This window comes from Leptolyngbya sp. CCY15150 (genome assembly GCF_016888135.1).
Classification (GTDB): domain Bacteria; phylum Cyanobacteriota; class Cyanobacteriia; order RECH01; family RECH01; genus RECH01.
In genome coordinates this window covers 24333-50962 of record NZ_JACSWB010000292.1, presented here as the reverse complement: position 1 = coordinate 50962, position 26630 = coordinate 24333, and the positions used below count along the sequence as shown (strand labels likewise).

Genomic DNA, 26630 nt, shown 5'->3' with positions numbered 1-26630 from the left:
CCGCCGATCTAATCAGACATCATCTAGGGCTGACTCACTGATGAACCGACTAGGGATCACTAAGAGCTGCGCCTTGATCAAGATGGGATAACTACACGTCTTTATATTGTAAGCAGGATCGAGATCGAGGGCGAACCGGCTCAAAGCGCAACATGCCCTAGAGCCAGCCCTGTGACCAACATGCCAAACACCAAAAAGGGTTGGGCGCTAGCTTGGTATTTCACGTCGTTTTCCAGGGGAGCCCGCAGGAAATACATATCCTGGAAGGTGATTTGGGGAATGATCAGCAAGACCAGCAGCGTGGCATAGAGATTTTGGTGAATGCTAACCAAGTAGGCCGCGACACCTAGCTGGAAGATGTCGATCATCAAGACGCAGATCCAAGCGGCTGTGGTGACACCAAACATCACTGGCAGAGATTGCAGCCCTAGTTGGCGATCGCCCTCCACGCTCTTGAAATCATTGACAATAGCAATACCTAGCCCTGAAAGACTGTAGAACAGGGTGAGTACCACAATCGTGGGCGTCAGGGTACCAAACAGGGCGTGACCTGCGCACCAGGGTAGGGCAATGTAGCTTGCGCCTAGGGCGTAGTTGCCCAGCCAGCCATTTTTCTTCAGCTTTAGGGGCGGTGCGGAATAGATATAGGACAAAAATGAGCCGCCCGCTGCCAGCGCTGTCAGGATAGGGAAGGTGTGACCTGCCCACAGATCTAGGGCATAGGAAACAGCAATCCCGGCAATCAGCAGCACCCAGACCTGGGTAAGCACCTGGGGAATGGAAATGGCACCGGAGGGAATGGGGCGGTAGGGTTCATTGATGGCGTCAATGTCGCGATCGTAGAAATCGTTGATAGTCTGCGTATAACCAGCCAGCAACGGGCCAGACATGAGCATACAGGCCGCTGCCACCAGCACATGCTCTAGACTCCACACATAGCCACCGGAGGAAGCCGCTCCGCAGACCACCCCCCAGATCAGGGGAATCCACGTGATAGGCTTCATCAACTGCAGGCGGATCTTCCAAATGGAGGTTTCACCCGCGTCAGCTCCTTTCATGCCCAGCAGTTGCCGTGCCTTACCGCTGCCGGTAGACTCAGGGGCGATCGCCTCGGGGGTGGGGGTAGGCTGAGGGAGGTCAGAAGGAGATGGATTAGACATAGGTAGCATCTAGCTCGGATGGATAAAGCCGAAACGAATGGGAGTAGGTGTGGGCCAGGGGCCCTTGTGACTTGCCTGTACTAGAAGCGCGTGGGTGTCCACCGCTGGGCGTCTAGCCGTAGCATCCTTAACTAGCCTAAAGGACGATCGCTTGAAACAACAGCCTTGCGGATCAAAATCTGCAAGGATTTGGGAAATTCCTCGCTAGGATAAGGCTAGGGTTTCTAAAAGACAAGTTAGGCCTGTTGTTTCATTGCACTGAATCATGTCGGATGCTTCTTCCCTCCGCGATCGCTACTGTGAATTGATTGACCATATTACCAACCTGACGCTCAAGGGCAAAATTCGCTCCAAAGAACAGGTGTATCAGCTTCTCAACGATGGCGTCGAGGGGGGAACCGGTGAACTTTTTGACCGTTGCCTGGGCGATCGCTTGGCAGGCATGAAGCGGCAAACCGAAACCCAAACCGATGAACTCCAGCACGCCAAAGCCCTCCGCAGTCTACGCGCCCTGAAGACGATTCAAGGTGAGTGGGATCGATGGCAGCAAGACCATCAGGCCGATCGCACCCTGGAGGCGGCAGTGCAGTCTATTTTGCTGGCCGAGGGCGATCGGCTGATGGCGCTGTTAATGGCTCTTGATCCCAACCAGCCGCAGCCTCTACGCATGGGGCAATGGCAAGATTTGGCTCGGCGGTTAGTGGCCCAGGCTGAGACCTCGGACGCAGATGCTCTGGATCCAGCGGTTTCCTTGACGGCTCTGGCCCAAGGCATTCACCAGGGAATTGCCTCTTGGCAACGCATTGAACCCCATTTAGTCAGTTGGATCTACGACCAAGGTCGCTCGATTGGCTTTGAAGGAGCAGGGCAGCGCGGGCCATGGGTGCTGTGGAGTCAGCAGGTCAAACGACCGATCCCCCAAGCGTTATTTGAAGCCTTATCCCTAGGGCGATCGCTCTCGGAATGGGCAGAACATCCCACCCAGACCACGGGGCAGAGTCTAGAGATCCAGGCGGCCGACTGGATAGAACTGGCGATTTTGCTGCGTTGTTTGCAGCAGGGTCTGGTCACCTGGTTTGACAAACTGGTGTACGACTCGAAGGTGGGGGCGAAGCTATCCCGTTCAACCTACCTGGTGTTTGCGTTGGTCTGGGCCCAGTTAGCCATGGGTCTGCAGCGGCAAACGGTGCATCCTACCCTCAGCCAGATGTTTGCCAAAACCTGTCTGCAGGCAGGGCTACAGATCCTTCGAGCCTTTGCCCAACGGGATTATTTCCCGCTCTACGGCGGCATTTTTGTGTCCTTTTCGGGGCAATATTTAGCCGACACCCTCAGCTATCTCGACCTGCCGCTGCAGCAGGCGGAAGGCACCCAGGAAAAGGCCCGCATCCTCACCCTGTTGGGCTATTCGTCCCTCGTGTTGGGGCAGCGCGATCGCGCCCTTGGGTTCTACAATCAAGCCCTAGAAATTGCCCAAGCGGCCGGCGATCGCCCCTGCCAAATTGCCGTCCTCAATCACCTCAGCCGTCTCGATGTGGGTAACCAGCAGTATGGCCCAGCCATTGGACGTGCCCAGCGGGCCTTGATCCTCAGCCGGGAAGCCGGCGATCGCCCCGGTGAAGCCAATGCCTTGGCCAATCTTGGGTTTAGTGAAGTCTTTGAAGCCCAGCAGCGGGAAGAAGCCGACCCCGACTACTACGAATCGGCTATCGATCGCCTGCAGCAGGGATTGCAGCTAGCAGAACGGTTGGGCGATCGCCAAAGCCAGGCTCTTTGCTTGAGTAGTTTGGGTATTGCCCATGTGGTGATCGAAGCGCCCCAGCAAGCGATCGCATTTTTGGAAGGCGGTATCCATGCCTCTCAATTTACGGGGGATCTCTTTTTACAAGGCACCAACTTGGCCTACCTCGCGGAAGCCCATTACCAGCTCCATCATCTAGAAGCGGCTGTGTATGCGGGGGCCCTGGGCATGTATCTGCTGCACCAAATGGCCTCCTCAAGCTGGCGGCAACCGGCTGGGCTGTTGCAGATCATTCAAGGCAAGCTAGGGGAAGGGCCGGTGAAGGCAGTTTTAGAACAACAGCGCTCTAAGCTCATCGCGGTCATTGGCGTAGACGGCTATGACTACTTGCCCACCCTCATGTCTCAGAATCCGCCCCAGGTCTAGAACTCCTGCCGTGGAACGTGCCCCTTCAGGAACTGGCACAGCCCCCCCCCGTCTATAAAGGTAGTCACCGTAGGATCAATGTAGTTCAACCCAACAACTCAACGTAGCTGTTGAACGAACAACAAGACCTGCGACATTTGGGTAGGAGGTGCTAACTCATGAAACGCTGGATGAATTGGATGATTATGCCAACGCTGGCCGTCTTGGTCGGCGCGATCGCTCCCTCTGCCCAAGCAGACGTGGCCACGCCCCTCAGCAGCCCGGTCACCCGTAGCGGTAACGTCACGGTGAACGCCAACGGCGCACAGTCTGGAGCCTGTGGCCTTGTTTCAGATCAACCGGTTGAGGTGATTCGGGTCACTGAACCCTTTGCCTCTTTGCAGTTCACTGTAGATAGCGATCGCAACGCAACCTTGTGGATTACCGGCAACGGTCAAAACCAATGTCTATTTGCAGATAGCTTTTCCGATGGGCTCATTAGCCTACCGGGTGTATGGGATGCAGGAGCCTACAATGTCTACGTGGGCAACCGCAACCCTGGCAGCTACACCTACGAACTTACTATTGCTCCGTAGCGACCAAGGTGATGTCCACCAAGGCGCTCGACACCGCTCATCATAAAACTTGTTCCTGTTCTAGATAGTTCCCTACGTTACATCTGCTAGACAGGAACCCATTTTGAATGACCAGCAACCCCTCTCCCTGCTTCTATTTCGGAGAGGGGTTTTTCTTTGGAGATGGACTTGCTATGGAGACAGGTCAGTTCCAGGGACTACGCTGGCCGAGCGAAGCCGTGTGAAACGTCTCCCGAAGGGAGAAAGCCAGAGCCCAACTATGATTCCACTGCAGCGGACTAATGAGGTTCAACCCAGTTGGGAATGTAGCGCCAAGCTGTGTCTAACAGGCGATCGCTCTCGGCATGGTGGGGGTCACGCTCAGCCACAAGGGACCAAAATGCGGCGGAATGATTCATCTCCAGCGTATGGCAAAGCTCATGGATCAACACAGAGCCTACTAACTGCGGCGGCAAGAACAAGAGCTTATCGTTGAGGCTTATGTTGCGCTGGCTAGAGCAACTGCCCCATCGAGTCTTTTGCCGTCGCACGGATATAGTTTGAATTGGTAGATCTTGCTCTTGGCTGATCCGAAGGAGCCAGGGAATGAGGATAGCCTTCGCCTGCTGACGCAGCCATGCCCGTAAAGCCTGCTGGCAGATGGCCACATCATCGACGGGCCCCGTGAGGGTGAGGATGCGATCGCCGGTCATCGTCAGGGTGATGGCATGACTGGCTTGATGGCAGTATTGGACAGACCAATGGTGATCAACCGACCGAAAATGAATCTCTGTGGGACAAGGATCATCGGATTCTAGGGACAGAGCTAGGCGTTCTGCCTGCAGCCGATTGAGAGTTTTGGTGATCCAACCCTGTCGCTTTGCCAAAATCTCAGACAGGTGGTGACGGTCAAAGTTGGGTGGCACAACGACCTCCACACTGCCATGGGGAGATACCTTAATGTTGACGTACTTAGCGCGGCGGCTCTCACGAATTTGGTAGGACGTTAACGTCATAGAACCGGCGTAGACGAAGGATGCATGATGATTAGATGTCCCATAGTCTTGGCTGTCTCTATCCTAGGTGGGGATTCCTAGATGGGGATGGATCTCTAAAAAATCTAAGAGAAGCTTTTGGTGAACCTCGCCCAGGGAACAGGTTTGTTGGGCCACGGCCGAATAGCGATCGCCTCGGCGAATATCCTCTGGTGAGAGCAAACCTAGATCCCAGCCTTCATTGAGTTGAAGTGCTTCTAGGGGCACTGTCAATGGCCCATGATAAACAAATCGATGCACCTGCTCATCCCCCCATTGTCGAAATAAGGTGACCTCGGGGGGCGCATAGCCAATTTCTTCCATGAGTTCTCGCCGTAGCCCCGTTTCTGGATCTTCTGTGCCCTCTAGATGCCCGCCAAAAAAGGCCCAGCATTTGGGATAGAGAATACCCGGTGTATCGTCCCGGAGCTGCATCAAATACTGTCCGTCTTGATGTAAAATTGCCACCGCCACTTGAACAGGATGCCTAGCCATACTCTGCCATCCTTATGCCAGAACCACAGGAGCGCGATCGCGTCTCATGGTCTAGGATATCGTTTCCCAGGCTAGATGGGGATGGATGGTGAATCTCAATGGGTGAATCTCAATGGGTGATGTTGCTGATGGGGTAAGGATGATGGCTTTCACTGTAGGATGACAAGCTCTCGTCACCCTGCGCTTGGGCAGTGTCAACTGGAGCGGTGCTGATGGCTCTGGAGCTAAGATGGTGGGCGTTTGTATCGATGGATGGTGGCGTTAGCTAAATCGGTGATCTCTGACAGGCTGATGCTAAATCGGCAGGTCATCGCGTCAGCAGCCCCCAGCTTCTTTGGGGATTCAGATGCCAGCTAGGAACCTCAGGAGCCCTAAACGGCGTGCTTGAAGAGGGTATCGAGGTAAACTCGGGCAGCCCGCCGATAGGAGCGCGTGGCGTCGGGAGTAGTGGTCTGGCTATTCTGCAACAAAAACAGCGATAGAGCAGCGGAAAACACTCGATCTTGATCCCATTCTGGATGGTTGTCTAGATAGCCTTGAAGAGACTCGTGCAGATCTTCAGGGATTTCTGCCAAGATGCTGACGCTTGCGTTCATGAGAACCTCTACTCTTTCATGGTGGTGAACGATTGGACGAGACTAGATCTGCTTTCAGCGGCGATCGTGATGACAGCTAAAAGCCGCGCCAAACTAGCTTCAGTGCCTATCCCCTCTCCGCAGCTTACCCAAGGTAGCCCGGAGAATCAGACAATCAAGCCAGAGCGCATTCATCAAGGTAGGCATCATTGTGCGCTAGGAGGGGGTGGGGTTGTCAATGTTGCAGATGCCCACGGATCGAGATGGCGCTCAGGAGGCTCTACAAAGGAATGCGGGTTTGAGGGACTTTTTTGTTACATTGCTTTACAAATAGCCCTGGGGTTCTCAGGCATGTTCCAGCCAGCCCTGGATCCCCGCCTAAATTCGCAATCGCTTGGTATGCCGTTACACCCTGTGGAAAACAGCATAAGCTTTGTGGAAAACTTTTGGCAACCCTGTGGAAAACTTTGGACTTCCTTGGGAAAAAATGCTGTAATCAATAAGAATTGTAACGATTAGGGAAAAGTAATAAAAATTACGCTTTGGGGGAGCAGAAGCTAGAAAAATTCATCAACGTCTCGGATGGCTAGGGGGTGGCTGGGGGCGATCGCCTGTTCTCCTGTCCCATAAGGTGAAGCAAGGTTGATGTCTGAAACGCCAGCGATCGCCCCCCAACTAGGGTGAAATCATTGGCAACCTTTTGTTGGAACAGACAGAATGGACAAGAGGTTCCTTAGCAGGCAGTTATGCGAGATAGTATCGAACGACTTACGCAAAACCTAGGGCAAACGATCGTCGGTAAAACAACCGCCATCCGTTTGGTGTTGGTGGCCTTATTTTCTGGCGGTCATGCCCTATTGGAAGATGTCCCAGGGGTTGGCAAGACGCTGCTGGCTAAATCCTTAGCCCGATCGATTGACGGCAAATTTCAGCGCATTCAATGCACGCCGGATCTACTGCCGTCTGATGTGACGGGGATTAACATTTGGAACCGGCGCAGCGAAGAGTTTGAATTTTTGCCAGGGCCCGTGTTTTCCAATGTTTTGTTGGTAGACGAAATTAACCGAGCAACGCCCCGCACCCAGTCGGCCTTGCTAGAGGTGATGGAAGAACAACAGGTGACCCTTGATGGGCGATCGCGGCAGGTGCTTCGCCCATTTTTTGTGATCGCTACTCAAAATCCCGTGGAATATCAGGGCACATTTCCGCTGCCCGAGGCCCAGATGGATCGCTTCATGGTCTCTCTGAGCTTGGGGTATCCTGACGAAGACGAAGAACTCCAGATGCTGCAGCGTCTTCAGGGGGGTAAAACCTTGGATGACCTGCGCCCCTGTTTCTCGCTGGAGGAGATTGAGGAGTTGCGATCGCTCTGTCAGCAAGTGCGAGTAGAGCTGCCGTTGCAGAAGTATATTTTGGAACTCGTCCGGGCCACGCGCCAAGATGAAGAAATTCGTCTTGGGGTGAGTCCCCGTGGCAGCGTGGCGCTCCATCGGACAGCACAAACCCTCGCCTACCTAGATGGACGAGACTACGCTACCCCTGATGATGTCAAGCTTTTGGCTCCTTATGTGCTAGCTCATCGTCTGATCCCTACCAGTGGTCGTCATGCCAAGGCCATTGTTCAACGCTTAGTCGAAACGGTGGCCATCCCATAGCCGGATGAACGGCTAATGCGGAGAAAATGTCAAGCTTATATGTGCTGAATATTTCTCAGTAAGTTGGCTGGGTTGGGGGCAAGATTCCGTTTTTTCCAAGAGGCTCAAGGGTAGGTGTGTTGTAGACAATCGGAGCAATCGTTTGTTGCTCAGGATTGCATCTACCTCATGTTTTATCGACATCATTGCGGTCGGCCTGCTCGGGTCTGTCCAGCATCACGGCTGACTGCCAGCCAAGGCTTCACCCTGTTAGAAATCATGGTGATTCTACTCGTCATGGGCTTGGTGTCCGCGATCGCTCTCCCCGGTTGGGTAGCCTTTCAGCAAAATCTTGTGCTCGCCAAGTCTCAGGATCAGGCGTTTTTGATGATGCGCCAAGCTCAGCAGGAAGCCACGCGCAACCGAGGACGTTGGCAGGCTAGTTTTCGTGAAGTGAATGGTACCGTGCAAGCGGCGGTGCATCCCATCCATACCTTGCCTGCCCAAGCCCAGTGGCAGCCCCTGTCATCGCAGGTGGCGATCGATCCCACCCGCACTACGCTGCTGCGCAGCCAAGGAGTATACCGGGTGCAGTTCAACCACAAAGGGAATGTGAATGGACAATTGGGGCGGCTAACCTTGATGCGGCAGGATGGCAGTCGCATGAGGCGCTGTGTGGTGGTGTCTACGCTGTTGGGTGTCCTGCGCAAAAATATTGAACGGTCTAGCAGCGATCGCACTTGTTCTCCTGCCCGGCTCACTCCCTAGGAATTCATGTGATCTACATCACTCTTCCCTGAAGCCCTTAGGACGATTTTTTGACTGCCACATGGTCGTCAACAGAGGGTGATCGCTCCTCCATAATCAAGGCAGCGATCGCCTGTCCCATCGCAATCTGGGCGGAGTTGAGCCTAGCGTCTCAAGGCAGATAGTTGGGATGGCGGCAAATCTTCACTCCTGAAAGCCCCGTGATACTATCTGAGGGAAGCATCGATACAATCAGCGGTCATTCATACGTAAGGCCTATGCCATGGAGTGGCGTCTTTCCTCGGGCTCTGGTCATCCTCCTTGTCCCTTTGCCCACGACCGAAGCCCCATCATCAGCCCCTAGAATTGCTCCTTGTTGTGAACTATCCCTGACTTGTGCGATCGCCCTTGACCCCAATGCCCTAGGAGAAGACAGGAGTGCAAGACCCTACAGCCAATGGCTCCCTTTGCTATGAATCTGCGTCGCCACAACGAGGGCAATCCGCTGATCCCATCAGGGTTGGCGTGATTGGGGTTGGCAACATGGGGCAACACCATACCCGTGTGCTCAGCTTGTTGAAAGATGTGACGCTAGCGGGGATTTCAGATATTGATGTCGAGCGCGGCATTGATACCGCCAGCAAATACCGGGTACGGTTTTTTGAACATTATCAAGACCTGTTAGAGCATGTAGATGCGGTTTGTATCGCTGTTCCCACCCGTCTACACCATGCGGTGGGCATGGCTTGCCTCCAAGCAGGGGTGCATGTGCTGATTGAAAAACCGATCGCCGCCAATATTGCTGAGGCTGAATCTTTAGTCAATGCCGCTGCTGAAGCCCGGGCGATTTTGCAGGTAGGACATATTGAGCGCTTTAATCCTGCCTTTCAAGAACTCAGCAAGGTTCTAAAAACCGACAGAATTTTGGCCCTAGAAGCCCATCGCATGAGCCCCTATTCCCATCGAGCCAATGATGTCTCGGTGGTGCTCGATCTGATGATTCACGATATCGATCTTTTGCTAGAACTAGCTGGAGCCCCGGTGGAAAAACTCACGGCAACCGGTAGCCGTACCACCAACTCCCACCACTTAGACTATGTCACCGCCACCCTAGGCTTTGCTAATGGCGTTGTTGCCACCCTCACAGCCAGCAAAGTCACCCATCGCAAGATTCGTCAGATTGCCGCTCACTGCCAGCACTCCCTCACCGAAGCCGATTTTCTCAACAATGCCATCCTCATTCATCGGCAGACTACGGCTAATTGCTCAACGGACTATGGGCAAGTGCTCTATCGGCAAGATGGCTTAATTGAGAAAGTTCATACCAGCAATATCGAGCCGCTCCATGCCGAGCTAGAACATTTTGTCACCTGTGTGCGCGGCGGCGATCAGCCCTCGGTGGGCGGGCAACAGGCCCTCAAGGCCCTGCGTCTTGCTAGCCTGATTGAGCAAATTGCTTCCGATGATCACCAAGCTTGGTACCAACTTAGTCCAGAATTGCTATACGTTTAGCTTGGATAGGGAAAAGCGTACCTGTGGCGATCGCCCACATTTGGCTAACAACTGAATGAGATTTGGAAAATCAGTTTCGCGATTGCAGTCTAGTGGGTTATCATAGTCTTCCTAGGGCTGGGTTGCTCACTAGACTGAATGTCTGTCTTGGCCATGACCTTGCATGAAACGAATGCAAGGACGGCAAACCGTGGATGCACTGTTCAAGACTTTGACCCTATCGTTTACGGAGAAAAACACTGGGATAAAACTAGCATGGTCAATCAGAAAACACCAGATATCGGTTTTACACACGAAGATTTTGCGGCACTCCTTGATAAGTATGACTATCATTTCAGCCCCGGCGATATTGTGGCTGGAACGGTTTTCAGCCTAGAGCCAAGAGGTGCTCTGATTGACATTGGTGCTAAAACAGCGGCCTATATTCCGATTCAAGAGATGTCAATCAATCGCATTGAAACCCCTGAAGAGGTGTTGCAATCGAATGAAACTCGCGAATTCTTCATTTTGACGGATGAAAATGAAGACGGTCAGCTAACACTGTCGATCCGACGTATTGAATACATGCGAGCCTGGGAGCGGGTTCGTCAGCTTCAAGCGGAAGATGCCACAGTACGCTCCAGTGTCTTTGCAACCAACCGAGGGGGTGCGCTGGTTCGCATCGAAGGTCTGCGCGGATTTATTCCAGGCTCTCACATCAGCACTCGTAAGCCGAAGGAAGACTTGGTGGCGGAAGAATTGCCGCTGAAGTTCTTAGAGGTTGATGAAGATCGCAACCGCCTTGTGCTCAGTCATCGTCGCGCCTTAGTTGAGCGCAAGATGAACCGCCTCGAAGTTGGCGAAGTTGTCATCGGTACAGTTCGTGGCTTGAAACCCTACGGTGCCTTTATTGATATTGGCGGCGTCAGCGGACTACTCCACATCTCTGAAATTTCCCACGATCACATTGATACTCCCCATAGTGTCTTCAATGTGAACGATGAAATTAAGGTCATGATCATTGACCTAGATGCTGAGCGCGGTCGGATTTCTCTGTCCACCAAGCAGCTTGAGCCAGATCCCGGTGATATGGTGAAGAATCCGTCTCTCGTCTATGACAAGGCAGAAGAGATGGCTGCTCGCTACCGTGAACAGGTGATGGGTCTAGGACAACCTAGTGCAGAAGAACCCGTCGTCGAGGAAGAAGACGTGGCCACTGAGCCCGTTGCGGTTGAAGAAGAGCCTGCTCTCGCCGTTGAAGACTAAGCTATAGCCGCAGGGATGGTATCGAAGGGCGCGATCGCTCTTCCATCCCCATTGGGCTATTTGCACCATGATTCATCTGAATACTCGGCTGATCGTCTCTTTGGAGTGGTCAGTCGGGTATTTTTTTTGCGATCGCTGCTGTCCACAACCTGAGGAACTAGACCCGATCGACAACCCTGCAGATCAATTATGGAAGTTCCTCGGTGAGGCGATCTAAAACCGATTGGGCAAAGAGGGCAGCTTGGGTGCGATCGCGAAGCTCCAGGCGTGACAGGATATGGGTGACGTGATTTTTGACCGTGCCTTCCGAAATATAGAGCTGCTGGGCAATTTCTCGGTTGCTTGCTCCCTGGGCAATCAGCCGCAACACATCCCGCTCTCGGTGGGTGAGATCTTGAAAACCTGGGGGGAGATCTGGGGATTTGGGAGCAGGCGAGGTTAAATCGGCCATCATTTTTTGCAAAATACCAGGACTGAACTGGCTATAGCCTTTGTGGATGGCTCGAATGGCGATCGCCAGCTCTTCTGATGGCGTATCTTTGAGCAAATAGCCCACCGCTCCGTTTTGGATGGCTGCGGTGACATATTGATCGTCATCAAAGGTTGTGAGTACCAAGACCTTGGTCGTAGGTAGCTGGTGATGGATCTGGGCCGTTGCTGCCACCCCATCCATCACCGGCATTCGAATATCCATGAGCACCACATCCGGCTTGAGATATAGGGCTTGCTGGACGGCTGCCTGCCCTGTGGCCGCTTCGCCCACAATGACGAGATCGGGCTCTAGCTCCAGCAAAACCTTGAGCCCTTGGCGCAGGAGGGGTTGATCATCAGCTAAGAGAATACAAATTTTGTTCATGGTGAATCTGAAGGGGTAGCAATGCTTCTCGCGACCATCAAGCCTTTGAAGATGCCCCTTGCCCTGGGAGACCGTAGGGAATCTGAACGGTAATGCAGCATCCTTGCTGGGGAGCACTGGTGATCACAAAGGTGCCGTCTAGGGCTAGGGATCGCTCCCGCATACCTTGAAGGCCAAAGCCGGTTTGGTTGTAGTCAGGATCAAAGCCTTGACCATTGTCGCGAATTTGCAGGGTCACGTTCGTAGAGGTACTGCGGAGGTCGAGGGCGATCGCTGAGGCTTGAGCATGTTTCCACACATTGGTTAGTGCTTCTTGGGCAATGCGATACAGGACAGTCTGAACAGGTGCAGGAATAGGCGCATCAAGCTGCATCTGGAAGGTGGGTTGAATGCCCACCGTTTGCTGCGTTGTTTTGAGCAGGGCGGCGATCGCCTCCTCCAACGACTGCTGAGCTAGGGGATCGCGGCGAATGGCTGCCACCGATTGACGAACATCCTGCAGGCTGGTGGAACCGAGGCGCTTGGCCTCCTGTAAGAACTGTTGGGCTTGGGGCGGATCGCGCTGCCAGAGCTTAATGGCTCCTTCGAGCTGAATATTCAGAGCGGTGAGGGAATGCCCTAGGGAGTCGTGGATATCCCGAGCGATGCGATTGCGTTCCTGGGTCATGGCCAGATCTTCCACCTGCAGGGCATAGTCTCGCAGGCGTTGATTAGCAAGCACCAACTGTTCTCGACTGTGGCGCTCGGCCAAGAGAGCATTCACCATCAGCAAGACAAAGAGTAGCACCAGGGCAAAGAGCACCATGATCGTCAGAGATGCCGTGCCCAGCAAACCACGAATCCGTTCTTGCCCCCGCAAGGGCAAATCTAGTTGTCCTAAACGCAGATGCAACAGGGCTGCAAATAACCCGTAGGCCAGACCACTGACGATCAACCGTCCTTGAATGGAAAACATCAAGCAACTGCGGATGATCACCACCAGGTAGAGCAGCGGAAACAGCCGCATTCGATGGAAACTCATGCTGGGTGTGAGCAGGATCAGACCAAATTCAAGGGCGGTATAGGCAATTTTTACCCAAGGACGGGCGGGCAAGCGAATCCCCATTAGGCCAAATATCAAAGTGCTGACTAAACCTAGGAGAGACGGTGATCCGTGCCCGTGCCCATGGGATGGGGCCATCTGGCTGAAAAGGGCGATCGCCACTAATCCCCACTCTAGGAACAACAAAAAGCGGAACGGATGGTTGCGGAGGTGAATGGCTTGCGACATCTGAGATTAAGGCAGCTTAGCTGAGGGTAGACAAGGAGACTCCTAGACGTAGACAACTGGGTATTCCCGGAGCCATCCTTCTGGATCGGTCACAGCGCATTGTTCTGACCAATCCTTGATCTCAGGTGTAGCGTAGGTTTGCCGCTAGGATCTATGACGTTTTTCCTAGTGCGATCGTGACGTTGGACAGACGACGGTTTGCCAGGGGAGTTTTTAAGATCAAGGTATCTCAGCTAGACAGGGTTGTGATTTTCAATAGTGTAAGCATTTGGAGAAGGATGATGATTCGTCCCAAAGTATGGATAATTGCTAGTTTAATCGGTGTGGTCGGGCTAGGGGGCACGGCGGCGATCGCTCAGCGCCCAGGTGGTGGCCCAGGTGATGGTATGGGACATGGAGGTGGGCCAGGACTCCTGAGTCCTTATCATGCTGAGGTTGTAGAGCAGTTAGATCTATCTGCCGATCAGCAGGCTGATATTGAGGCCCTGCGCTCTCAAGTGCGCACCCAAGTGGAAGCCGTGCTCACACCTGATCAACAAACACAACTGAGCACAGCATTTGATAGCGGTGAAGTTTTTGGCGTCCTTCGCGATCTGGATTTAGATGCCGACCAGCGGGATCAGCTTCGATCCATTATGGGGGCAGCCCATGATCAGGCGTCCACTATCCTCACGGATGCTCAACGGGATGAATTGCGCACGATGATGCGCGATCGCATGGGCAATCATCAAGGGCAGCGTCGCGATCGCCATCGTGATGGATCCTGCTCAGAGGGTGAAGGACGGCCGCGCAATCAAAGCAGTCAAATGGGCCAATAAACGTCGAGGCTGAGCGCGATCGCATCTTGATCTGAAGCAACTCTAAATTTGAAGCGAATCTGAATCTATGGGCAAACCTGGCCGGGTTTGTCCATTTTTCATGATAGAAAGCGAAACGTCAGGAGAGAGTCCTCTAGCCCCTGGGATAGAGGGCTATACAACCGCTCGATCGAAGACAGCATGGGCGATCGCCCTTCGCGACAGCGATCCTAGATTACGCGATCATGCGGATTGACAGCGGCAATATCCATAAAAAGGGGATATAAAGATCAGCAACATGGCTGAATAAAATCATAGACTTGATGCAACGCTTCTGCTCTATTGGTCGCTAAGGTGGAGAGACCATTCCTGAACAGTCTTCATGGGCAATGCCCGCCCTCCCCTCTAGCTCCAAGATCTGATTTGGGGCAAGCTAGATTGGGAACCTGTGAAGTCTACCTGTCATCCCGTCGTCACTCACCAAGTCAACTCCCTTCAAGCAGATGGGATTACCATGGATGTTGAGATTGCGTGATAGATGTCGGCAAGCATTATGTCGGCGATCGCATCATGCTCAACCCTAGTCTGTTTCGATAGTTTGCATAGTCTTCCCGCTCGGAAAAGCAATTTTCATGATTAGATTTGCTACGCTGGTGGGTGAGGTTAACGGCCATAGAGCGTCGGCAGCGCTAGAATCGGTTTAGTCCGTGTTCCTGAAGCGTGAATTGACCGACTTTATAAAGGGTCTACACCTCAGCCACAGTTATCGATCGTGGCATTGAGAATGCAAGAGCGGATAACGATATAGACTCTGTTGGCGCAAAGAGAGGCGATCGCCTCGATCTGAGTCTGGCCCATGGGTCAGTCCAGTGAAATGCACGATTTTTAATTGACGATAAGCGATTTACGTTCAGAATTAACGCTGATAGTTTTGATTTAAGGAGCATGAGGAGCACGGCATGACTCAGGCTAACAACGTACTTGAAACGATTGAACAGCCAGCCAATGAGCTAGATCTCCTACTGGGTGGAGAGCAAGAAAGCGATGGCATGTATGACGAACCAGACGAGGAGGATACGAAGGTCGCCAAGGGTAAGACCACTCGTCGTCGCACCCAGTCTAAGAAAAAGCACTACACCGAAGACTCGATTCGGCTGTATCTGCAAGAAATTGGACGCATTCGTCTACTGCGGGCTGATGAAGAAATTGAGTTGGCACGTAAAATTGCTGACCTGCTAGAGCTAGAGCGTATTCGCGAAAAGCTGACCGATGAGCTAGCTCGCGAACCGGCTGATGCTGAATGGGCAGAAGCGGTTAACATGGAACTTCCCAAGTTCCGCTACCGGCTACACCTTGGACGACGTGCCAAGGACAAGATGGTGCAATCGAACCTACGACTCGTGGTGTCGATCGCCAAGAAATATATGAACCGAGGCCTATCATTTCAGGATCTGATCCAAGAAGGTAGCTTGGGGTTGATTCGGGCCGCTGAGAAGTTTGATCACGAAAAGGGATACAAATTCTCGACCTATGCCACTTGGTGGATTCGGCAGGCGATCACAAGGGCGATCGCGGATCAGTCGAGAACCATTCGTCTTCCTGTTCACCTATACGAGACCATTTCTCGCATAAAGAAAACCACGAAGCTGCTGTCTCAGGAAATGGGACGCAAGCCAACGGAGGAAGAGATCGCCACTCGCATGGAAATGACCATCGAGAAGCTGCGGTTTATTGCCAAGTCTGCTCAGCTTCCCATCTCTTTGGAAACACCCATTGGTAAGGAAGAAGACTCTCGTTTGGGTGACTTTATTGAGTCTGATGGTGAGACCCCAGAGGATCAGGTTTCCAAGAGTCTCCTGCGGGAAGATCTAGAGGGTGTTTTGGGTACCCTCAGCCCTCGGGAGCGCGATGTGCTGCGTCTTCGCTATGGGCTGGATGATGGCCGAATGAAGACCCTAGAGGAAATCGGTCAAATCTTCAACGTAACTCGGGAGCGCATTCGCCAAATCGAGGCGAAGGCCCTGCGGAAACTCCGCCACCCCAATCGCAACAGCGTCTTGAAGGAATATATCCGTTAGTCATCCATGACTGGACGAGGGGAAGCTAGGCTTCCTCTCGGATCCCAGATTGACCTACCCAGCCCGGTAGGTTTTTTTGTCCCGATTTATCTGGTTTCTGGGCAGTTCTACGACCCTTGCTGAGGATGTCGTTTAGGATGGAACAATTGGACTACCTTTCTCCGCTAGCTTAACGTCCCCCTGGTATGGCAACTTCAAAACTCAGACAGCTTGGTGCCTATCTGCACCCCTATTGGCAAAAATCAGCCTTGGGTGTAGGAGCATTATTCATCGTCAATGCGATTGGGGCCTATATTCCCCAGCTCATTAAAAATGGCATTGATGAATTACAGGTCACCTTTAGTTTCGATCGCGTCGTCTTTTACGCTGTCCTAACGCTCGTGCTAGCCACCTTTATGTGGGGGGTGCGGATGGTGTCGCGCATCACCCTGTTTGGCGTGGGTCGGCAGGTGGAATTTGATCTGAAGCAGCGTATTTTCAATCATCTACTCACCCTAGAGCCCAGCTATTTTTCTCGCAATCCGGCCGGCGATCTGATCAGCCGTTCCACCAGTGATGTTGATAATATCCGACGTTTGGTAGGCTTTGCGGTATTGAGTTTAGCCAATACGGTTTTTGCCTATGCGCTCACGCTACCGTTTATGCTGGCGATTAGCTGGAGAATTACGCTCTTGGCGATCGCGGTTTATCCCATCCTGTTTTTGATCGTGCATTTATTTAGCGATCGCCTGCGGGATGAACAGCGGGATGTTCAAGAAGAAACGTCACGGATCAGTGAGCTCATTCAGGAAGACATGAACGGCATGGCCCTGATTAAGATCTATGGGCAAGAAGACAATGAACGCCGAGCCTTTCATCAGCTCAACCAGCGGCTACTGGGTGCCAACTTAAAGCTGGCGAAAACCCGCAATATTTTATTCCCCATGCTGGGAGGATTGGCGAGTATTAGCCTGTTGATGGTGCTTTGGGCAGGGTCGGGAGCAATTCAGAGTGGGTTGCTCAGCATTGGTGACTTCATTGCTCTTCTGCTCTACGTTGAGCGGCTTGTTTTCCCCACCGCTATTCTAGGCTTCACCATTACGGCCTATCAGCGGGGAGAGGTGAGTATCGATCGCGTTGAATATATCCTCACCTCAACGCCCAAGATCTATACCGAACCAGGGGCGATCGCCCTTGATGTCAACCATGTGCAGGGGCGAATTGAAGCTCGACACCTCAGCTATGCCTATCCCGATACGCTGGTGCCAGCCCTGCAGGACGTCAATTTTGTGATTGAGCCAGGTGAAACCGTGGCGATCGTCGGGCCGATTGGCTCAGGTAAGTCCACCTTGGCCAGCGCCTTACCTCGGCTGTTGGATATTCCCGACGGTCAGCTTTTTCTGGATGGTCAGGATATTACCCATCTGCAGCTCGCTGATCTACGGAGAGCGATCGCCTACGTTCCCCAAGATAGTTTTCTATTTAGCACCAGCATCACCAACAATATCCGCTACGGCGATCCGCTGAGTGAAGCGATGGACGTTGAGTATGCGGCGAAAACAGCGCAAATCCATCCCGAGATTTTGAACTTTCCTCAGCAATACAAGACGTTGGTGGGTGAGCGAGGTATTACCCTATCTGGAGGGCAGCGTCAGCGTACAGCCCTAGCCCGTGCCCTGTTGGTCGATGCGCCAATTTTGATTTTAGATGACTCCCTTTCTAGCGTAGATAACCAAACCGCCACTCAAATCCTGCAAAACCTATCTGAAGGGACTCGGCGCAAGACGGTTATCTTTATCTCTCATCAAATGTCAGCGGCAGCCCTAGCCGATCGCATCTTGGTGATGGATCGGGGGACTATCCTGCAATCCGGTACCCATACTGAATTGCTACAGCAGGGTGGTCTGTATCTGAAACTATGGGAGCAACACAAACTGGAAGAAGTGCTGCAGTAAAAGCTCGTTAGAGATGCAGCCTAGAGATGCATTCGGGTGAGAAATTCACCCGCCTGGCGCAGCTTAATTTTGCTGGATACATACAGCGGTAGCTGATAGTATTCGGCAACCAGCCATCCCACCATCATTAAGTGAAACGCTAGGGTCATTCCTGCCCACAGGATGGGAAACCAAGACCAGCGACTGCCGGATAGGGGCGGAAAAATATAGGACGACAGCCAGATAAGGGACGAAGGCATGATGACAACGATCAGTCCGATAATCCACACGATGGGGCTGAGGGTAGCCCCTTGGGGATAGATGGACTGCCAGCGCCGACCGCTCCATTTCCAAGCCATAGGCTGGGAGCTATCTGCAATGTGTAGGGTCTGCTCGGCAAGATTGGCGGTGAAAATATGACGGCAAAAATTGCAGGCAAAGGTGTCCATCAACACCATTTGCTGAACTTGCCCATGGCGACAGGCCGGACATAGATAGCTGCCTTGATCGGTAAGGCTATAGGGCAGCTTGTGGGCCCGCTGGGCGGCCGCAAAGGGGTTGATGCGGTTGGGGCTAGACTCCGTCATAGGCGCATCTCGCAAGGATGATGAAGAAATCACAGGAACGCTGACCATGGTACAGCAAGAGACCTCGCCCTCGCCATTGAGAACCCGTTGAGGATCAGTTGCTCATAGTCAAAAGCTTATCGCGATCGCCCTAGTTTCTGCCGGACTTATTCATTCTTGGTAACAGAGCGCTGACACGATCCAAGACCGCAAGACAGACGAACGAAGACAGAAAAACGAAAAGGACTTCCAAGATGCGCAAGGCTTCCCGCCTTAGCAACTAGGCGGGTTACGTCCGTCTCAGAGAACTAGGCAGCACCACTACCTACATAACGGGGCACTTCAACACCATCCTGCTCCAAAATTACCAGAGGCTCACCCCCAGCTTGCATATCCACCCGCTTGACCAAGACTTGACCGTTGGCCAAATAGTCTCCTACCCGTACATAGCGACTCGTATGTTCATTGGGCGCTCGCAGAATAATACTCACCTGGCCGCCCACTTCCACGACGCCGGTAATCTCGATCAGGTCAGCAAGGCGAGCCGATGGCGTGGTGGGCGCTACCGAGGTGCCGGGAGCAGCAGCGATCGCATCACTGAGAGTTGGCTCGCCGGGCTGCACCACAGGCATGGGCGTAGGATCCACAGGTACGGTGCTAATGGTTTGGGGAGTGGGCAGGGTGGCGGCGACTGTGGCGGGCTGTGCCGTTGGGGTGGGGGACGCTGGCCGGCTAATTACAACGCTATGGGGTTCTAGGGGGGCAAAGGGATTGCTGCGTCCTGATTGGATGCGGGCGACTTGCCCAGCGGAGGTTGTGGGAGGAATCAGGGTGGGCACGGGCAGGGGCGCGTTGGCCGCCGCTTCGCTGTCAACTAGGTCAGGATCCGTAACGCCTGGTGTCGGCAGGGGATCCATATCATCCTCTTGCAGGGGCAGTTCGGTGGGCGCAGGGGGAACGGGCACCGCGCTTTCGCTAGCCGTGGGAGTCTCGGATGCACAACTGGCCCCGAATAAGGTCAGGGCGATCGCCCCTGCAAACCAACCGGTTGACAGTGCTGAAGGCAATGGCAGTTTTTTCATGATCGACATCCCGGTGTCCCAAAAAAGTTTAGGGCTGATAATACAACTGGGTAGTCACCCAACATCTCCCATAGGATAGCTCTGATTTCCGGCAGTGGGATCAGATAGCCATCAAGGAAAACAATCCTGATGCATGGAGGAAGCGATCGCTAATAGCGGATGCGTGGATCGATGTAGGCGTTGAGAATATCAATCGCAATGCTGGCGATCGCTACAATGGCTCCAAAAAATACCATGATTCCTTGTACAACCGGGTAATCGCGCATCCGGATCGCCTCGTATAACCGGAAGGCTAGTCCTGGCCAGGAAAAGGTGGCTTCGGTGAGAATGGCTCCCCCGAGGAGGGAGGCAATGGTTAGCCCCAAGACCGTGACCACTGGAATTAAGGCATTGCGCAGGGCATGGATGAGCACAACCCGATATTCGGGAATGCCCCTGGCCCGCGCCGCTTCCACGTAGTCTGACCGCAGGGTTTGCTTGAGGTTAATCCGCACCATGCGTTCAAAAATGCCGCTGAGTAAGATTCCTAGGGTCAAACTAGGCAGGGCTAGGTGATGCAGGGCGATGCCCAGTTGGTCAAATCGTCCTTGGACTAAACTATCGATGACGTAAAGCCCCGTGAAGCCAGGGGCAGGGCTAAGACCGGGGGTGTAGCGCAAGCTGGTAGGAAACCAGCCCAGCCACACGCCAAACACAAGCTGCAGCACCATGCCAAACCAGTACATGGGCACAGCATAGGTGATGATGCCAAACAGCCGCCCCCCGGCATCGACCGCCGTGTTGGGCCGGGAGGCGGCCAGGGATCCGATCGCCACCCCGACCACCACCGACACCAGCATACTCAACAGCGTTAGCTCCACCGTGGCGGGAAAGTAGTCACGGATGATCTGCCAAACGGTTTGCCCCCGATTGACAATAGAAGTGCCCAGATCAAGCTGGAGCAAAGCACCCAGATATCGCACATATTGCAGCCACAGGGGCGCATCTAGGCCCAGCTCTATCCGCAGTGCTTCCTTGGCGCTTTCTGGCGCACGGGGGCCGAGGGTGGCATCAACGGGATTGCCGCTGACCCGCAGCAGCAAAAACACAATGGTGATCACCGTCCACAGCATCAGGGGCGCTAAGAGCAACCGAGATAGAACGTAGTACCGTAGGGCGCTAGAGCGGGACATTGTCTCTTCCTAAGACTTACTAAGTTGCCAGAATAGCACCTGTTGTGTGGGCTGAATGGAAAATCCATCCACACTAGGCTGGCTGAAGGCATAGTCCTTTTTCTGCCACAGCGGCACATAGGGAACATCCTCGATCAGGCTCTGCTGTAGCTCGGCAATAATCGCCCGGCGAGCGTCCACATCCGACTCTAGGCGCTGCTGATTGACCAAGTCAATGACGCGATCGCTGTAGTAGAACGAGCCGCCTGCCTGGGTTTGTCCTGAGGTACAGCCGGTTTCTGGCGAACCTTCATCACAGTGGAGGAAGGGATGAATGAAGGTATCGACGTCGTAGAAGTCGGGGTACCAGTTGAGGATAAAGGTGGGATAGATGCCATCCCCGAGATTTTCAAATGCGGTGGCAGATTCTACGCCCTGGAGGGTCACGTCCACCAGACCGGGCACCTGTTGTTCAATGGATGCCTCTAGGGTGCTGGCGGCCAAGCCGTCGGTGGTGGAGGTGGAAATGTACCAAATTTCTAGCGGTAGGGGATTGGCTTCGGAAAATCCAGCGGATTCTAGAAAAGCTTTGGCTTTCTCAGCGTCGCCATCGCCATAGGCCTCTTGAAACACGGGCTCATATTCCGAGAAGCTGGTGGGCAAAATGCTGTAGAGCGGTTCTGCCTGCCCTTGGAAAACCCGTTCGTTCAACAGGGGCCGGTCAATCAAGGAGGCGATCGCCTTTCTCACATCCAGATTATCGTAGGGCTCCATCTTTTGGTTGAGCACCAGATAGTTGATCACGGTGCTGCCCGCCTCTTCCACCTGCCAGTTGTTGGTTTCTGCCTCGCGCACCAAGCTGCTGATTTGATCAGGATCCAGGGTTTGGTAAGCAATATCAACGGTGTTGGTTCTAAAGGCGTTGAATAAGTTGGCAGGGCTGGAGAAAATCTGAATGTCTAACCCGTTATTGGCCGGTGCCTCGCCCCAGTAGTCTTCATTCACATCAAGGCGCACCAGGTCGGCTCCTATCTGGCTGAGCTTGTAGGGGCCGGTGCCGATGAAGGAGGTGGGCTGAAAGGAGCCGGGGCCAATCTCGTAGGCGCTGGGGGGCACAGGGGTGACGCCAGAGAAGGCTAGGAGGGAGGGAAAGCCGGCAAAGGGGGCCGAGAGTTGAATGGTGATCTCGTAGTCGCCGCTGGCTTCCACAGAGGCAATTTTATCGGACAACAGGTAGGCAGGGCGACCGCCATTCTCCATAAACCGCTGGATGGAAAAGACCATGGCCTCGGCATTGAAGGGGCTGCCGTCATGAAAGGTGACGTCGTCGCGCAGGGGAATGGTGTAGGTGAGCCCATCGTCGCTAATTTGGGGCATCTCGGTAGCCAGTTGGGGCACGAGGTCGGTGGTGCCTGGCTCGTAGGCATAAAGGCGATCGCCCAAGTTATAAAGCAAGATGCCGGGAAAAATTTCGTAGGTATCGGCTGGATCCACCGTGCGTACTGTGAGGGTTGTGCCTAGGGTGAGGCGTCCGTTAGCGCTGCTGTCAGTGGCGGCAGAATCGGTGGAGGAACCGCCTCCGCAGCTTACGGTGAGAAACAGGCACAGACAGAATAATCCAATCAACTGAGCGAGCGATCGCCCACCCCGACGCAAGGAACCGAGACCGTTCATCATAATTTTGGTACTACTGTTGGTACTACTGATAGAGAATCTGGAGAGATTAGGATTAGGGCTAGGACTGGACATTCTAGGAGGTGGGCATTGCCCACCCTAAATTGCCTACTCTACACCTACGACTCTAGAGGCTACTGGAGCCATAGTGTCATCGAACTCACGACCAGCGATCGCCCTGGCTTCATCCCGGCGGATTAAGTTCAGTAGTATATCGGAAAATGACATGGAGCGAGAGCTTGAACGCTGGTTCTAACTTTGGGAAAGCCGCTGGACGGTTTTGCCGCCCAAGCGTCGATGGGCATCTTTGAGGGCGTCAGGAATGCGATCGGCATGGTGGCTGTTGGCTAGGCATGTCCGGAAGTCCAAGCGATCAACCTGTTCCGCTCTTGCTCCGGGAAACCAATGCCCGCCGTTGCCTAGGAGGTTATAGCGCATTTGCCCATACTCCACCATGTCGTAGGCGATCGCTAGGTTGCGCAGCCAAAGGATCACGGGAATATTGATGCCCCCGGGGGTTTCACTTGGATCTGGTAACCCCTCGTGCCAAGTGCGGTACCAAGATTCTCCAAGTTGAGCGATCGCTTCTTGTTCCAATCGCTCCAGAATGGGGGGCAGCACCTCATCGGCACGGTGCAGGTAGTCCAAGGTTTTCAGGTGTTCATCAAAATCGCCTGGGCGGGCAGCGCCAATGCTGAGGGTATGCACTTGGGGATGGTTGAGGCAGAAGAGATCGTTGAAGACCATTGGACTCAGGGGTTGGCAGAGATCCACCAGCTTTTGGGGCGGACTGTAGAGGTTGCCGCCTTTATTAGATGGGCTAATGATAAAAACGCCCATATCGTGGCGGGTCGCGGCTTCAATGGCCGGCCAGTTGAACTGGTTGATGTAGTACCAATGCAGGTTGACATAGTCAAACTGTCCGGTCTCGATCGCCGTGAGGATCACCGGCAGGGGCGCATGGGTTGAAAAACCGATGAAGCGTACCTTGCCCTCGCGCTGAAGCTGCTGGGCGACCTCTAGGCAGCCGCCAGGACGAATGCTGTGGTCTAACAACTCGGCGGTATTAATGCCATGCAGGCCCAGCAGATCTACATGATCGAGCTTGAGGTTGGCCAACGACGTTTCCACGGTGCGGCGAAACTCCTTGGGATCCTTGGTGGGCGATACCTTGGTTTGTACGATTAAATCCTGGCGCGGAAACGTGGGCAGAATGCGTCCAAGCTGGATTTCTGAAGTGCCATAGCCCCGAGCGGTTTCGATGTGATGAATGCCCACCTCCAGCGATCGCCGAATGGTTGCTTCTAGGTTGTCTTGGCGATCGCGGGGAATGGTGAACGCGGGCACGTCTTTCCACGAATGCTGGTAGCGCATCCCGCCACAGGAAAACACCGGAATTTGCAGGTTTGTCCGTCCAAAACGCCGATATTGCATCATGTCGAAGGTAACGAAGGTGAACCACCGCCTGACAGCGCTATCCCATCTAGGGCCGTCGAGGACAACTCCTTAAAACTTAACATTAGTTAAAAAACTCGGTGTTCCAGAAGCGGAGTTGATAGTCACGGCCGGTGTCAATCACGAGTACTGGAGAACCGTCATCCAACTGGGCGATCGCCACCAGCATCTCTCGGGTTTTGCCGCTCACTTCTTGGTACAGCAAAACATCCGTCTCAGACACCATGAGCGTATAGGTGGCCGGCACCGTCAGCGGCGGCTGGAGGGTGCTAACGTTGCTGGCCGTCAAGCGCAAGACCATGGCGTTGGTTTGGTCATCTAGGGTCACCCGAGCGATCGCTCCCTGGTCAAGAACATTGTCTAGGCTATCTCCATTCCCACTCCAGCCTTCTTGCTCTAGGAGGGTTTGCAGTGCCTGTCGGAGGCGATCGCTGTCCTGGGGGGTTTGCTGTACCTGGCTCCAAGTCAAGATCTCAGCCGAAGCTGGACGCAGGCGGGCCGTGGTTGCTAGGGCATAGGTGCGAGACGATCCGCTACCCTCGATGAGGGCTAGGAGGCGATCGCCCCTCACAACGGCATCCAGCACTTGGGCGCTACTGGTTTGGGGTGCTTGAAACAAGCTGTTGAGGGAGGTGGGGCTGTTCCAATGCAGGAGCTGCAGAGATTGGGCGGTTTGGAGACCGAGCTGGCTGCGCCATTGCTCGGAGGAGAGATCGAGGAAACTCAGGGGCGATCGCTGCCATTGCTGATCAGCCTGGATCGCAGTGATCTCGACTTCATAGGTCTGACCGCCCGTAGAGCTCTGGACGGCACTACCCCACTCTGACAGAAGTATAGGACGGGCTATACCCAACAATGACTGGGGCTGGGGGCGAGGGGTCGCCGATGGCGGTGCAGTGGGTGCAGGTGTGGTGGTGGGAGCGGCAGGGGTGATGGCGGGAGCGGGGCGATCGAGAGCATCGAGGCGCTGACGCAGATCGGTTGGTAAAGCCGCTTCTAAGGTTTGCAGCATGGCGGGAGTAACGGGTGCAGCCACAGGCTCGGTGGTGGTTTGGCTGCGCCACCAGGTCACGGCAGCCGTGCGATCGCTGCGTACGGCTAGGGTTAAAGCCGCCCAAACCTGGAGATCGTTATCCTCGGGGGTAATGCGCAGAGCGGCATTGATCCGCTGCCACAGCGCCCCGGCGGCTAGAGCCTGTCGCAAATCAGAACGCTGATCGGCGACCTGTTGATCCAAAAACTCAAGGGCGATCGCCCACTGTCCGTCGATCAGATGGGCGGTTAACTGTTGTCCCGCATTCGACCAGACTTGATTGGCCTGGGCTTGGGCAGCTTGGGCATGGAGATCGATCACCTCAAGCTGGATTTGGGCGGCGTTAGACCAGGTGCCTTGGGATGATTCTGCGGTTTGAGCCACCCGCATTTGGTTTAAGGCCGGCGACCAAAGTTTGGCCTGGGCGAGGGCGATCGCCTTTTCGTAGGCGGGATGGTCGGAGGCGGTGTCTAGGAGTGAAACAGCTTGCAGTTGGGGCCCCGGCAAGAGACGAAACACCTCAAAGGCTGGCTCCAAGCCCACGGTTTTGTTCACCACCAATTCGGCTCGGCCATCCCCCGTAATATCCTGCCATTCGGGTTGATTCATCTCAGGGCTGACCCAAGAGACGGACGTCTGCAACTCTTGGCGATCGGGGAGGTATTGAATCACCTGCCCATGATTGGCTTGGTTGCTGCCCCGCGACCAAGTGCCGTGAACGGTCAACCAAACTGCTTCTGTCGGCTCCAAGGGACGGTTGCCTAAAAACTCGACTTGGGTGAAGGGCAGTGCCGAATTGGATCCTGTGCTGCGGGCCGAGTGTCGATAGAATTCCGCGACTCGAAATTCCGGCGTGCCGCCGAGGGAGAGTTGATCCAGCAGCTCATAGCGAGGCGATCGCCCCGGAGCAGTGGGCAGGGATCGGTAGAGCCGCAACTCAACCACCTGTTGACAGTCGGGCGACAAGCGATTGATGTCGGGCCAGGCGCGGGTCAGGAGCGCTGACTCTCCTAAGTCTGTCAGGGTCAGGTTCCCTTGGTTTTGGCAGTGGGGCAGGGGAATGGTGACCGGCACCAGCCAGGGCGCAGGCTCTCCATCGGCCGCCGGCAGCATTAAGGGCGTGCCTAGGAAGCGATTGCCTTGGCGCAGATCCGCATCAATGTCAGCCACCGATTGAGGAGAGTGGGTATTCATGCCCGATTCCGGCAGCCACCGCCTCAGCCAGTCCCGCGAGGTCACCGAGTCTGGATGAAACATTAGGGCGGCCGCTAGCCAGAGACCGCCCCCAACGCCGGCCACCATACCGGACAACAAGAGCAAAACTAAGACATTCAGCCCTAGGGATCGCCAAGAAAAGGGACGCCGGGGAGGCTGCGATCGCGGAGCTGCTTCTGGTAAGGGACAGTAGGGATATTGGGGCGGCTGGTTGGGGAGGCGACAGCAGGGATATTCTGGCAGGGTGAGATAGGCAGGTTTGGGTCGCGATCGCCGCTCCTGTGCAGCGGCCGGACGGCGGCGAGGAACCTGGGATGGTTGGGGTCGGCGGGCCATGGGGGTCAAACGGCAGTGTAAGGATCGGAACCGGCGATGCTCTCCCCAGACCAGCGATCGCCGGCGGAGATCAGGCTAAGC

At 54.3% G+C, this 26630-nt stretch carries 21 protein-coding genes; 9 read left to right on the top strand and 12 right to left on the bottom strand.

The genetic code is table 11. From position 1 onward, the window contains the following. Window positions 1-140 precede the first annotated feature (140 nt). On the bottom strand, window positions 141-1160 hold the full coding sequence (gene chlG / locus JUJ53_RS23250; RefSeq protein ID WP_204154436.1) for a chlorophyll synthase ChlG: 1020 nt from the start codon (window positions 1158-1160) through the stop codon (window positions 141-143). Window positions 1161-1425: 265 nt separating this feature from the next. Here chlG and JUJ53_RS23245 point away from each other — a divergent pair, with 265 nt between their 5' ends. Both JUJ53_RS23245 and JUJ53_RS23240 read left to right on the top strand, forming a co-directional pair. Then, window positions 1426-3327, top strand: a complete 1902-nt coding sequence (locus JUJ53_RS23245; protein ID WP_204154435.1) for a hypothetical protein — start codon at window positions 1426-1428, stop codon at window positions 3325-3327. A 170-nt stretch (window positions 3328-3497) separates the two neighbouring features. Next, entirely contained in the window at window positions 3498-3902 is a 405-nt protein-coding gene (locus tag JUJ53_RS23240; protein ID WP_204154434.1) for a hypothetical protein, read from the top strand. A gap of 278 nt (window positions 3903-4180) precedes the next feature. On the opposite strand, the gene JUJ53_RS23235 is transcribed toward JUJ53_RS23240, so the two are convergent. The 3 genes from JUJ53_RS23235 to JUJ53_RS23225 all read right to left on the bottom strand — a co-directional run bounded on the left by JUJ53_RS23235 (window position 4181) and on the right by JUJ53_RS23225 (window position 6006). Next, complete coding sequence (locus JUJ53_RS23235; protein ID WP_204154433.1) at window positions 4181-4897, bottom strand: SprT family zinc-dependent metalloprotease; 717 nt, start codon at window positions 4895-4897, stop codon at window positions 4181-4183. 63 nt (window positions 4898-4960) lie between these two features. After that, window positions 4961-5410, bottom strand: a complete 450-nt coding sequence (locus JUJ53_RS23230) for an NUDIX domain-containing protein (protein ID WP_204154432.1) — start codon at window positions 5408-5410, stop codon at window positions 4961-4963. Window positions 5411-5781: 371 nt separating this feature from the next. Beyond that, complete coding sequence (locus JUJ53_RS23225) at window positions 5782-6006, bottom strand: DUF2811 domain-containing protein (protein WP_204154431.1); 225 nt, start codon at window positions 6004-6006, stop codon at window positions 5782-5784. A 725-nt stretch (window positions 6007-6731) separates the two neighbouring features. Here JUJ53_RS23225 and JUJ53_RS23220 point away from each other — a divergent pair. The 4 genes from JUJ53_RS23220 (at window position 6732) to JUJ53_RS23205 (ending at window position 11123) form a co-directional block, all read left to right on the top strand. Continuing rightward, on the top strand, window positions 6732-7640 hold the full coding sequence (locus JUJ53_RS23220; protein ID WP_204154430.1) for a MoxR family ATPase: 909 nt from the start codon (window positions 6732-6734) through the stop codon (window positions 7638-7640). Between the two features lie 168 nt (window positions 7641-7808). After that, window positions 7809-8387 (top strand): hypothetical protein, encoded by a 579-nt coding sequence (locus JUJ53_RS23215; protein ID WP_204154429.1) that lies wholly within the window; start codon window positions 7809-7811, stop codon window positions 8385-8387. A 492-nt stretch (window positions 8388-8879) separates the two neighbouring features. Next, window positions 8880-9878 (top strand): Gfo/Idh/MocA family oxidoreductase, encoded by a 999-nt coding sequence (locus JUJ53_RS23210; RefSeq protein ID WP_343328023.1) that lies wholly within the window; start codon window positions 8880-8882, stop codon window positions 9876-9878. Window positions 9879-10133: 255 nt separating this feature from the next. Then, the gene (locus tag JUJ53_RS23205) at window positions 10134-11123 is read left to right on the top strand and encodes a 30S ribosomal protein S1 (RefSeq protein WP_204154428.1); all 990 of its coding nucleotides are present in this window, start codon (window positions 10134-10136) and stop codon (window positions 11121-11123) included. Window positions 11124-11310: 187 nt separating this feature from the next. On the opposite strand, the gene JUJ53_RS23200 is transcribed toward JUJ53_RS23205, so the two are convergent. Together JUJ53_RS23200 and JUJ53_RS23195 are read right to left on the bottom strand one after the other, a co-directional pair. Then, window positions 11311-11979 (bottom strand): response regulator transcription factor, encoded by a 669-nt coding sequence (locus JUJ53_RS23200; RefSeq protein WP_204154427.1) that lies wholly within the window; start codon window positions 11977-11979, stop codon window positions 11311-11313. Window positions 11980-12016: 37 nt separating this feature from the next. After that, window positions 12017-13249 carry a sensor histidine kinase gene (locus JUJ53_RS23195; RefSeq protein WP_204154426.1) on the bottom strand — a complete coding sequence of 411 codons (1233 nt, stop codon included), beginning with the start codon at window positions 13247-13249 and terminating at the stop codon, window positions 12017-12019. Between the two features lie 281 nt (window positions 13250-13530). On the opposite strand from JUJ53_RS23195, the gene JUJ53_RS23190 reads away from it, so the two are divergent. The 3 genes from JUJ53_RS23190 to JUJ53_RS23180 all read left to right on the top strand — a co-directional run bounded on the left by JUJ53_RS23190 (window position 13531) and on the right by JUJ53_RS23180 (window position 18058). Next, entirely contained in the window at window positions 13531-14067 is a 537-nt protein-coding gene (locus JUJ53_RS23190; protein WP_204154425.1) for a hypothetical protein, read from the top strand. A 938-nt stretch (window positions 14068-15005) separates the two neighbouring features. After that, the gene (gene rpoD / locus JUJ53_RS23185; protein ID WP_204154424.1) at window positions 15006-16124 is read left to right on the top strand and encodes an RNA polymerase sigma factor RpoD; all 1119 of its coding nucleotides are present in this window, start codon (window positions 15006-15008) and stop codon (window positions 16122-16124) included. Between the two features lie 185 nt (window positions 16125-16309). Next, the gene (locus tag JUJ53_RS23180) at window positions 16310-18058 is read left to right on the top strand and encodes an ABC transporter ATP-binding protein (RefSeq protein ID WP_204154423.1); all 1749 of its coding nucleotides are present in this window, start codon (window positions 16310-16312) and stop codon (window positions 18056-18058) included. Window positions 18059-18078: 20 nt separating this feature from the next. Here the strand turns inward: JUJ53_RS23180 and JUJ53_RS23175 are convergent, their stop codons facing one another. From JUJ53_RS23175 to JUJ53_RS23150, 6 genes are all read right to left on the bottom strand, one after another. Continuing rightward, complete coding sequence (locus tag JUJ53_RS23175) at window positions 18079-18624, bottom strand: hypothetical protein (protein ID WP_239125314.1); 546 nt, start codon at window positions 18622-18624, stop codon at window positions 18079-18081. Between the two features lie 287 nt (window positions 18625-18911). Further along, window positions 18912-19685: a hypothetical protein gene (locus tag JUJ53_RS23170; protein ID WP_204154422.1), complete on the bottom strand. Its 774-nt coding sequence runs from the start codon at window positions 19683-19685 to the stop codon at window positions 18912-18914. A gap of 149 nt (window positions 19686-19834) precedes the next feature. Continuing rightward, a complete protein-coding gene (locus tag JUJ53_RS23165) occupies window positions 19835-20857 on the bottom strand; it encodes an ABC transporter permease (RefSeq protein WP_204154421.1) in 1023 nt (340 codons plus the stop codon). Window positions 20858-20866: 9 nt separating this feature from the next. Beyond that, window positions 20867-22513: an ABC transporter substrate-binding protein gene (locus tag JUJ53_RS23160; protein ID WP_239125313.1), complete on the bottom strand. Its 1647-nt coding sequence runs from the start codon at window positions 22511-22513 to the stop codon at window positions 20867-20869. A gap of 249 nt (window positions 22514-22762) precedes the next feature. Next, window positions 22763-23944, bottom strand: coding sequence for an aldo/keto reductase (locus JUJ53_RS23155; RefSeq protein ID WP_204154420.1), 1182 nt, complete (start codon window positions 23942-23944; stop codon window positions 22763-22765). A gap of 85 nt (window positions 23945-24029) precedes the next feature. Continuing rightward, window positions 24030-26549 (bottom strand): hypothetical protein, encoded by a 2520-nt coding sequence (locus JUJ53_RS23150; protein ID WP_204154419.1) that lies wholly within the window; start codon window positions 26547-26549, stop codon window positions 24030-24032. Window positions 26550-26630 lie beyond the last annotated feature (81 nt).

Bases quoted from the DNA above. Each gene is read 5' to 3' on its own strand.
- chlG (WP_204154436.1), bottom strand. From the start codon at position 1,160: ATGTCTAATCCATCTCCTTCTGACCTCCCTCAGCCTACCCCCACCCCC.
- JUJ53_RS23245 (WP_204154435.1), top strand. From the start codon at position 1,426: ATGTCGGATGCTTCTTCCCTCCGCGATCGCTACTGTGAATTGATTGAC.
- JUJ53_RS23240 (WP_204154434.1), top strand. From the start codon at position 3,498: ATGAATTGGATGATTATGCCAACGCTGGCCGTCTTGGTCGGCGCGATC.
- JUJ53_RS23235 (WP_204154433.1), bottom strand. From the start codon at position 4,897: ATGACGTTAACGTCCTACCAAATTCGTGAGAGCCGCCGCGCTAAGTAC.
- JUJ53_RS23230 (WP_204154432.1), bottom strand. From the start codon at position 5,410: ATGGCTAGGCATCCTGTTCAAGTGGCGGTGGCAATTTTACATCAAGAC.
- JUJ53_RS23225 (WP_204154431.1), bottom strand. From the start codon at position 6,006: ATGAACGCAAGCGTCAGCATCTTGGCAGAAATCCCTGAAGATCTGCAC.
- JUJ53_RS23220 (WP_204154430.1), top strand. From the start codon at position 6,732: ATGCGAGATAGTATCGAACGACTTACGCAAAACCTAGGGCAAACGATC.
- JUJ53_RS23215 (WP_204154429.1), top strand. From the start codon at position 7,809: ATGTTTTATCGACATCATTGCGGTCGGCCTGCTCGGGTCTGTCCAGCA.
- JUJ53_RS23205 (WP_204154428.1), top strand. From the start codon at position 10,134: ATGGTCAATCAGAAAACACCAGATATCGGTTTTACACACGAAGATTTT.
- JUJ53_RS23200 (WP_204154427.1), bottom strand. From the start codon at position 11,979: ATGAACAAAATTTGTATTCTCTTAGCTGATGATCAACCCCTCCTGCGC.
- JUJ53_RS23195 (WP_204154426.1), bottom strand. From the start codon at position 13,249: ATGTCGCAAGCCATTCACCTCCGCAACCATCCGTTCCGCTTTTTGTTG.
- JUJ53_RS23190 (WP_204154425.1), top strand. From the start codon at position 13,531: ATGATTCGTCCCAAAGTATGGATAATTGCTAGTTTAATCGGTGTGGTC.
- rpoD (WP_204154424.1), top strand. From the start codon at position 15,006: ATGACTCAGGCTAACAACGTACTTGAAACGATTGAACAGCCAGCCAAT.
- JUJ53_RS23180 (WP_204154423.1), top strand. From the start codon at position 16,310: ATGGCAACTTCAAAACTCAGACAGCTTGGTGCCTATCTGCACCCCTAT.
- JUJ53_RS23175 (WP_239125314.1), bottom strand. From the start codon at position 18,624: ATGACGGAGTCTAGCCCCAACCGCATCAACCCCTTTGCGGCCGCCCAG.
- JUJ53_RS23170 (WP_204154422.1), bottom strand. From the start codon at position 19,685: ATGAAAAAACTGCCATTGCCTTCAGCACTGTCAACCGGTTGGTTTGCA.
- JUJ53_RS23165 (WP_204154421.1), bottom strand. From the start codon at position 20,857: ATGTCCCGCTCTAGCGCCCTACGGTACTACGTTCTATCTCGGTTGCTC.
- JUJ53_RS23160 (WP_239125313.1), bottom strand. From the start codon at position 22,513: ATGATGAACGGTCTCGGTTCCTTGCGTCGGGGTGGGCGATCGCTCGCT.
- JUJ53_RS23155 (WP_204154420.1), bottom strand. From the start codon at position 23,944: ATGCAATATCGGCGTTTTGGACGGACAAACCTGCAAATTCCGGTGTTT.
- JUJ53_RS23150 (WP_204154419.1), bottom strand. From the start codon at position 26,549: ATGGCCCGCCGACCCCAACCATCCCAGGTTCCTCGCCGCCGTCCGGCC.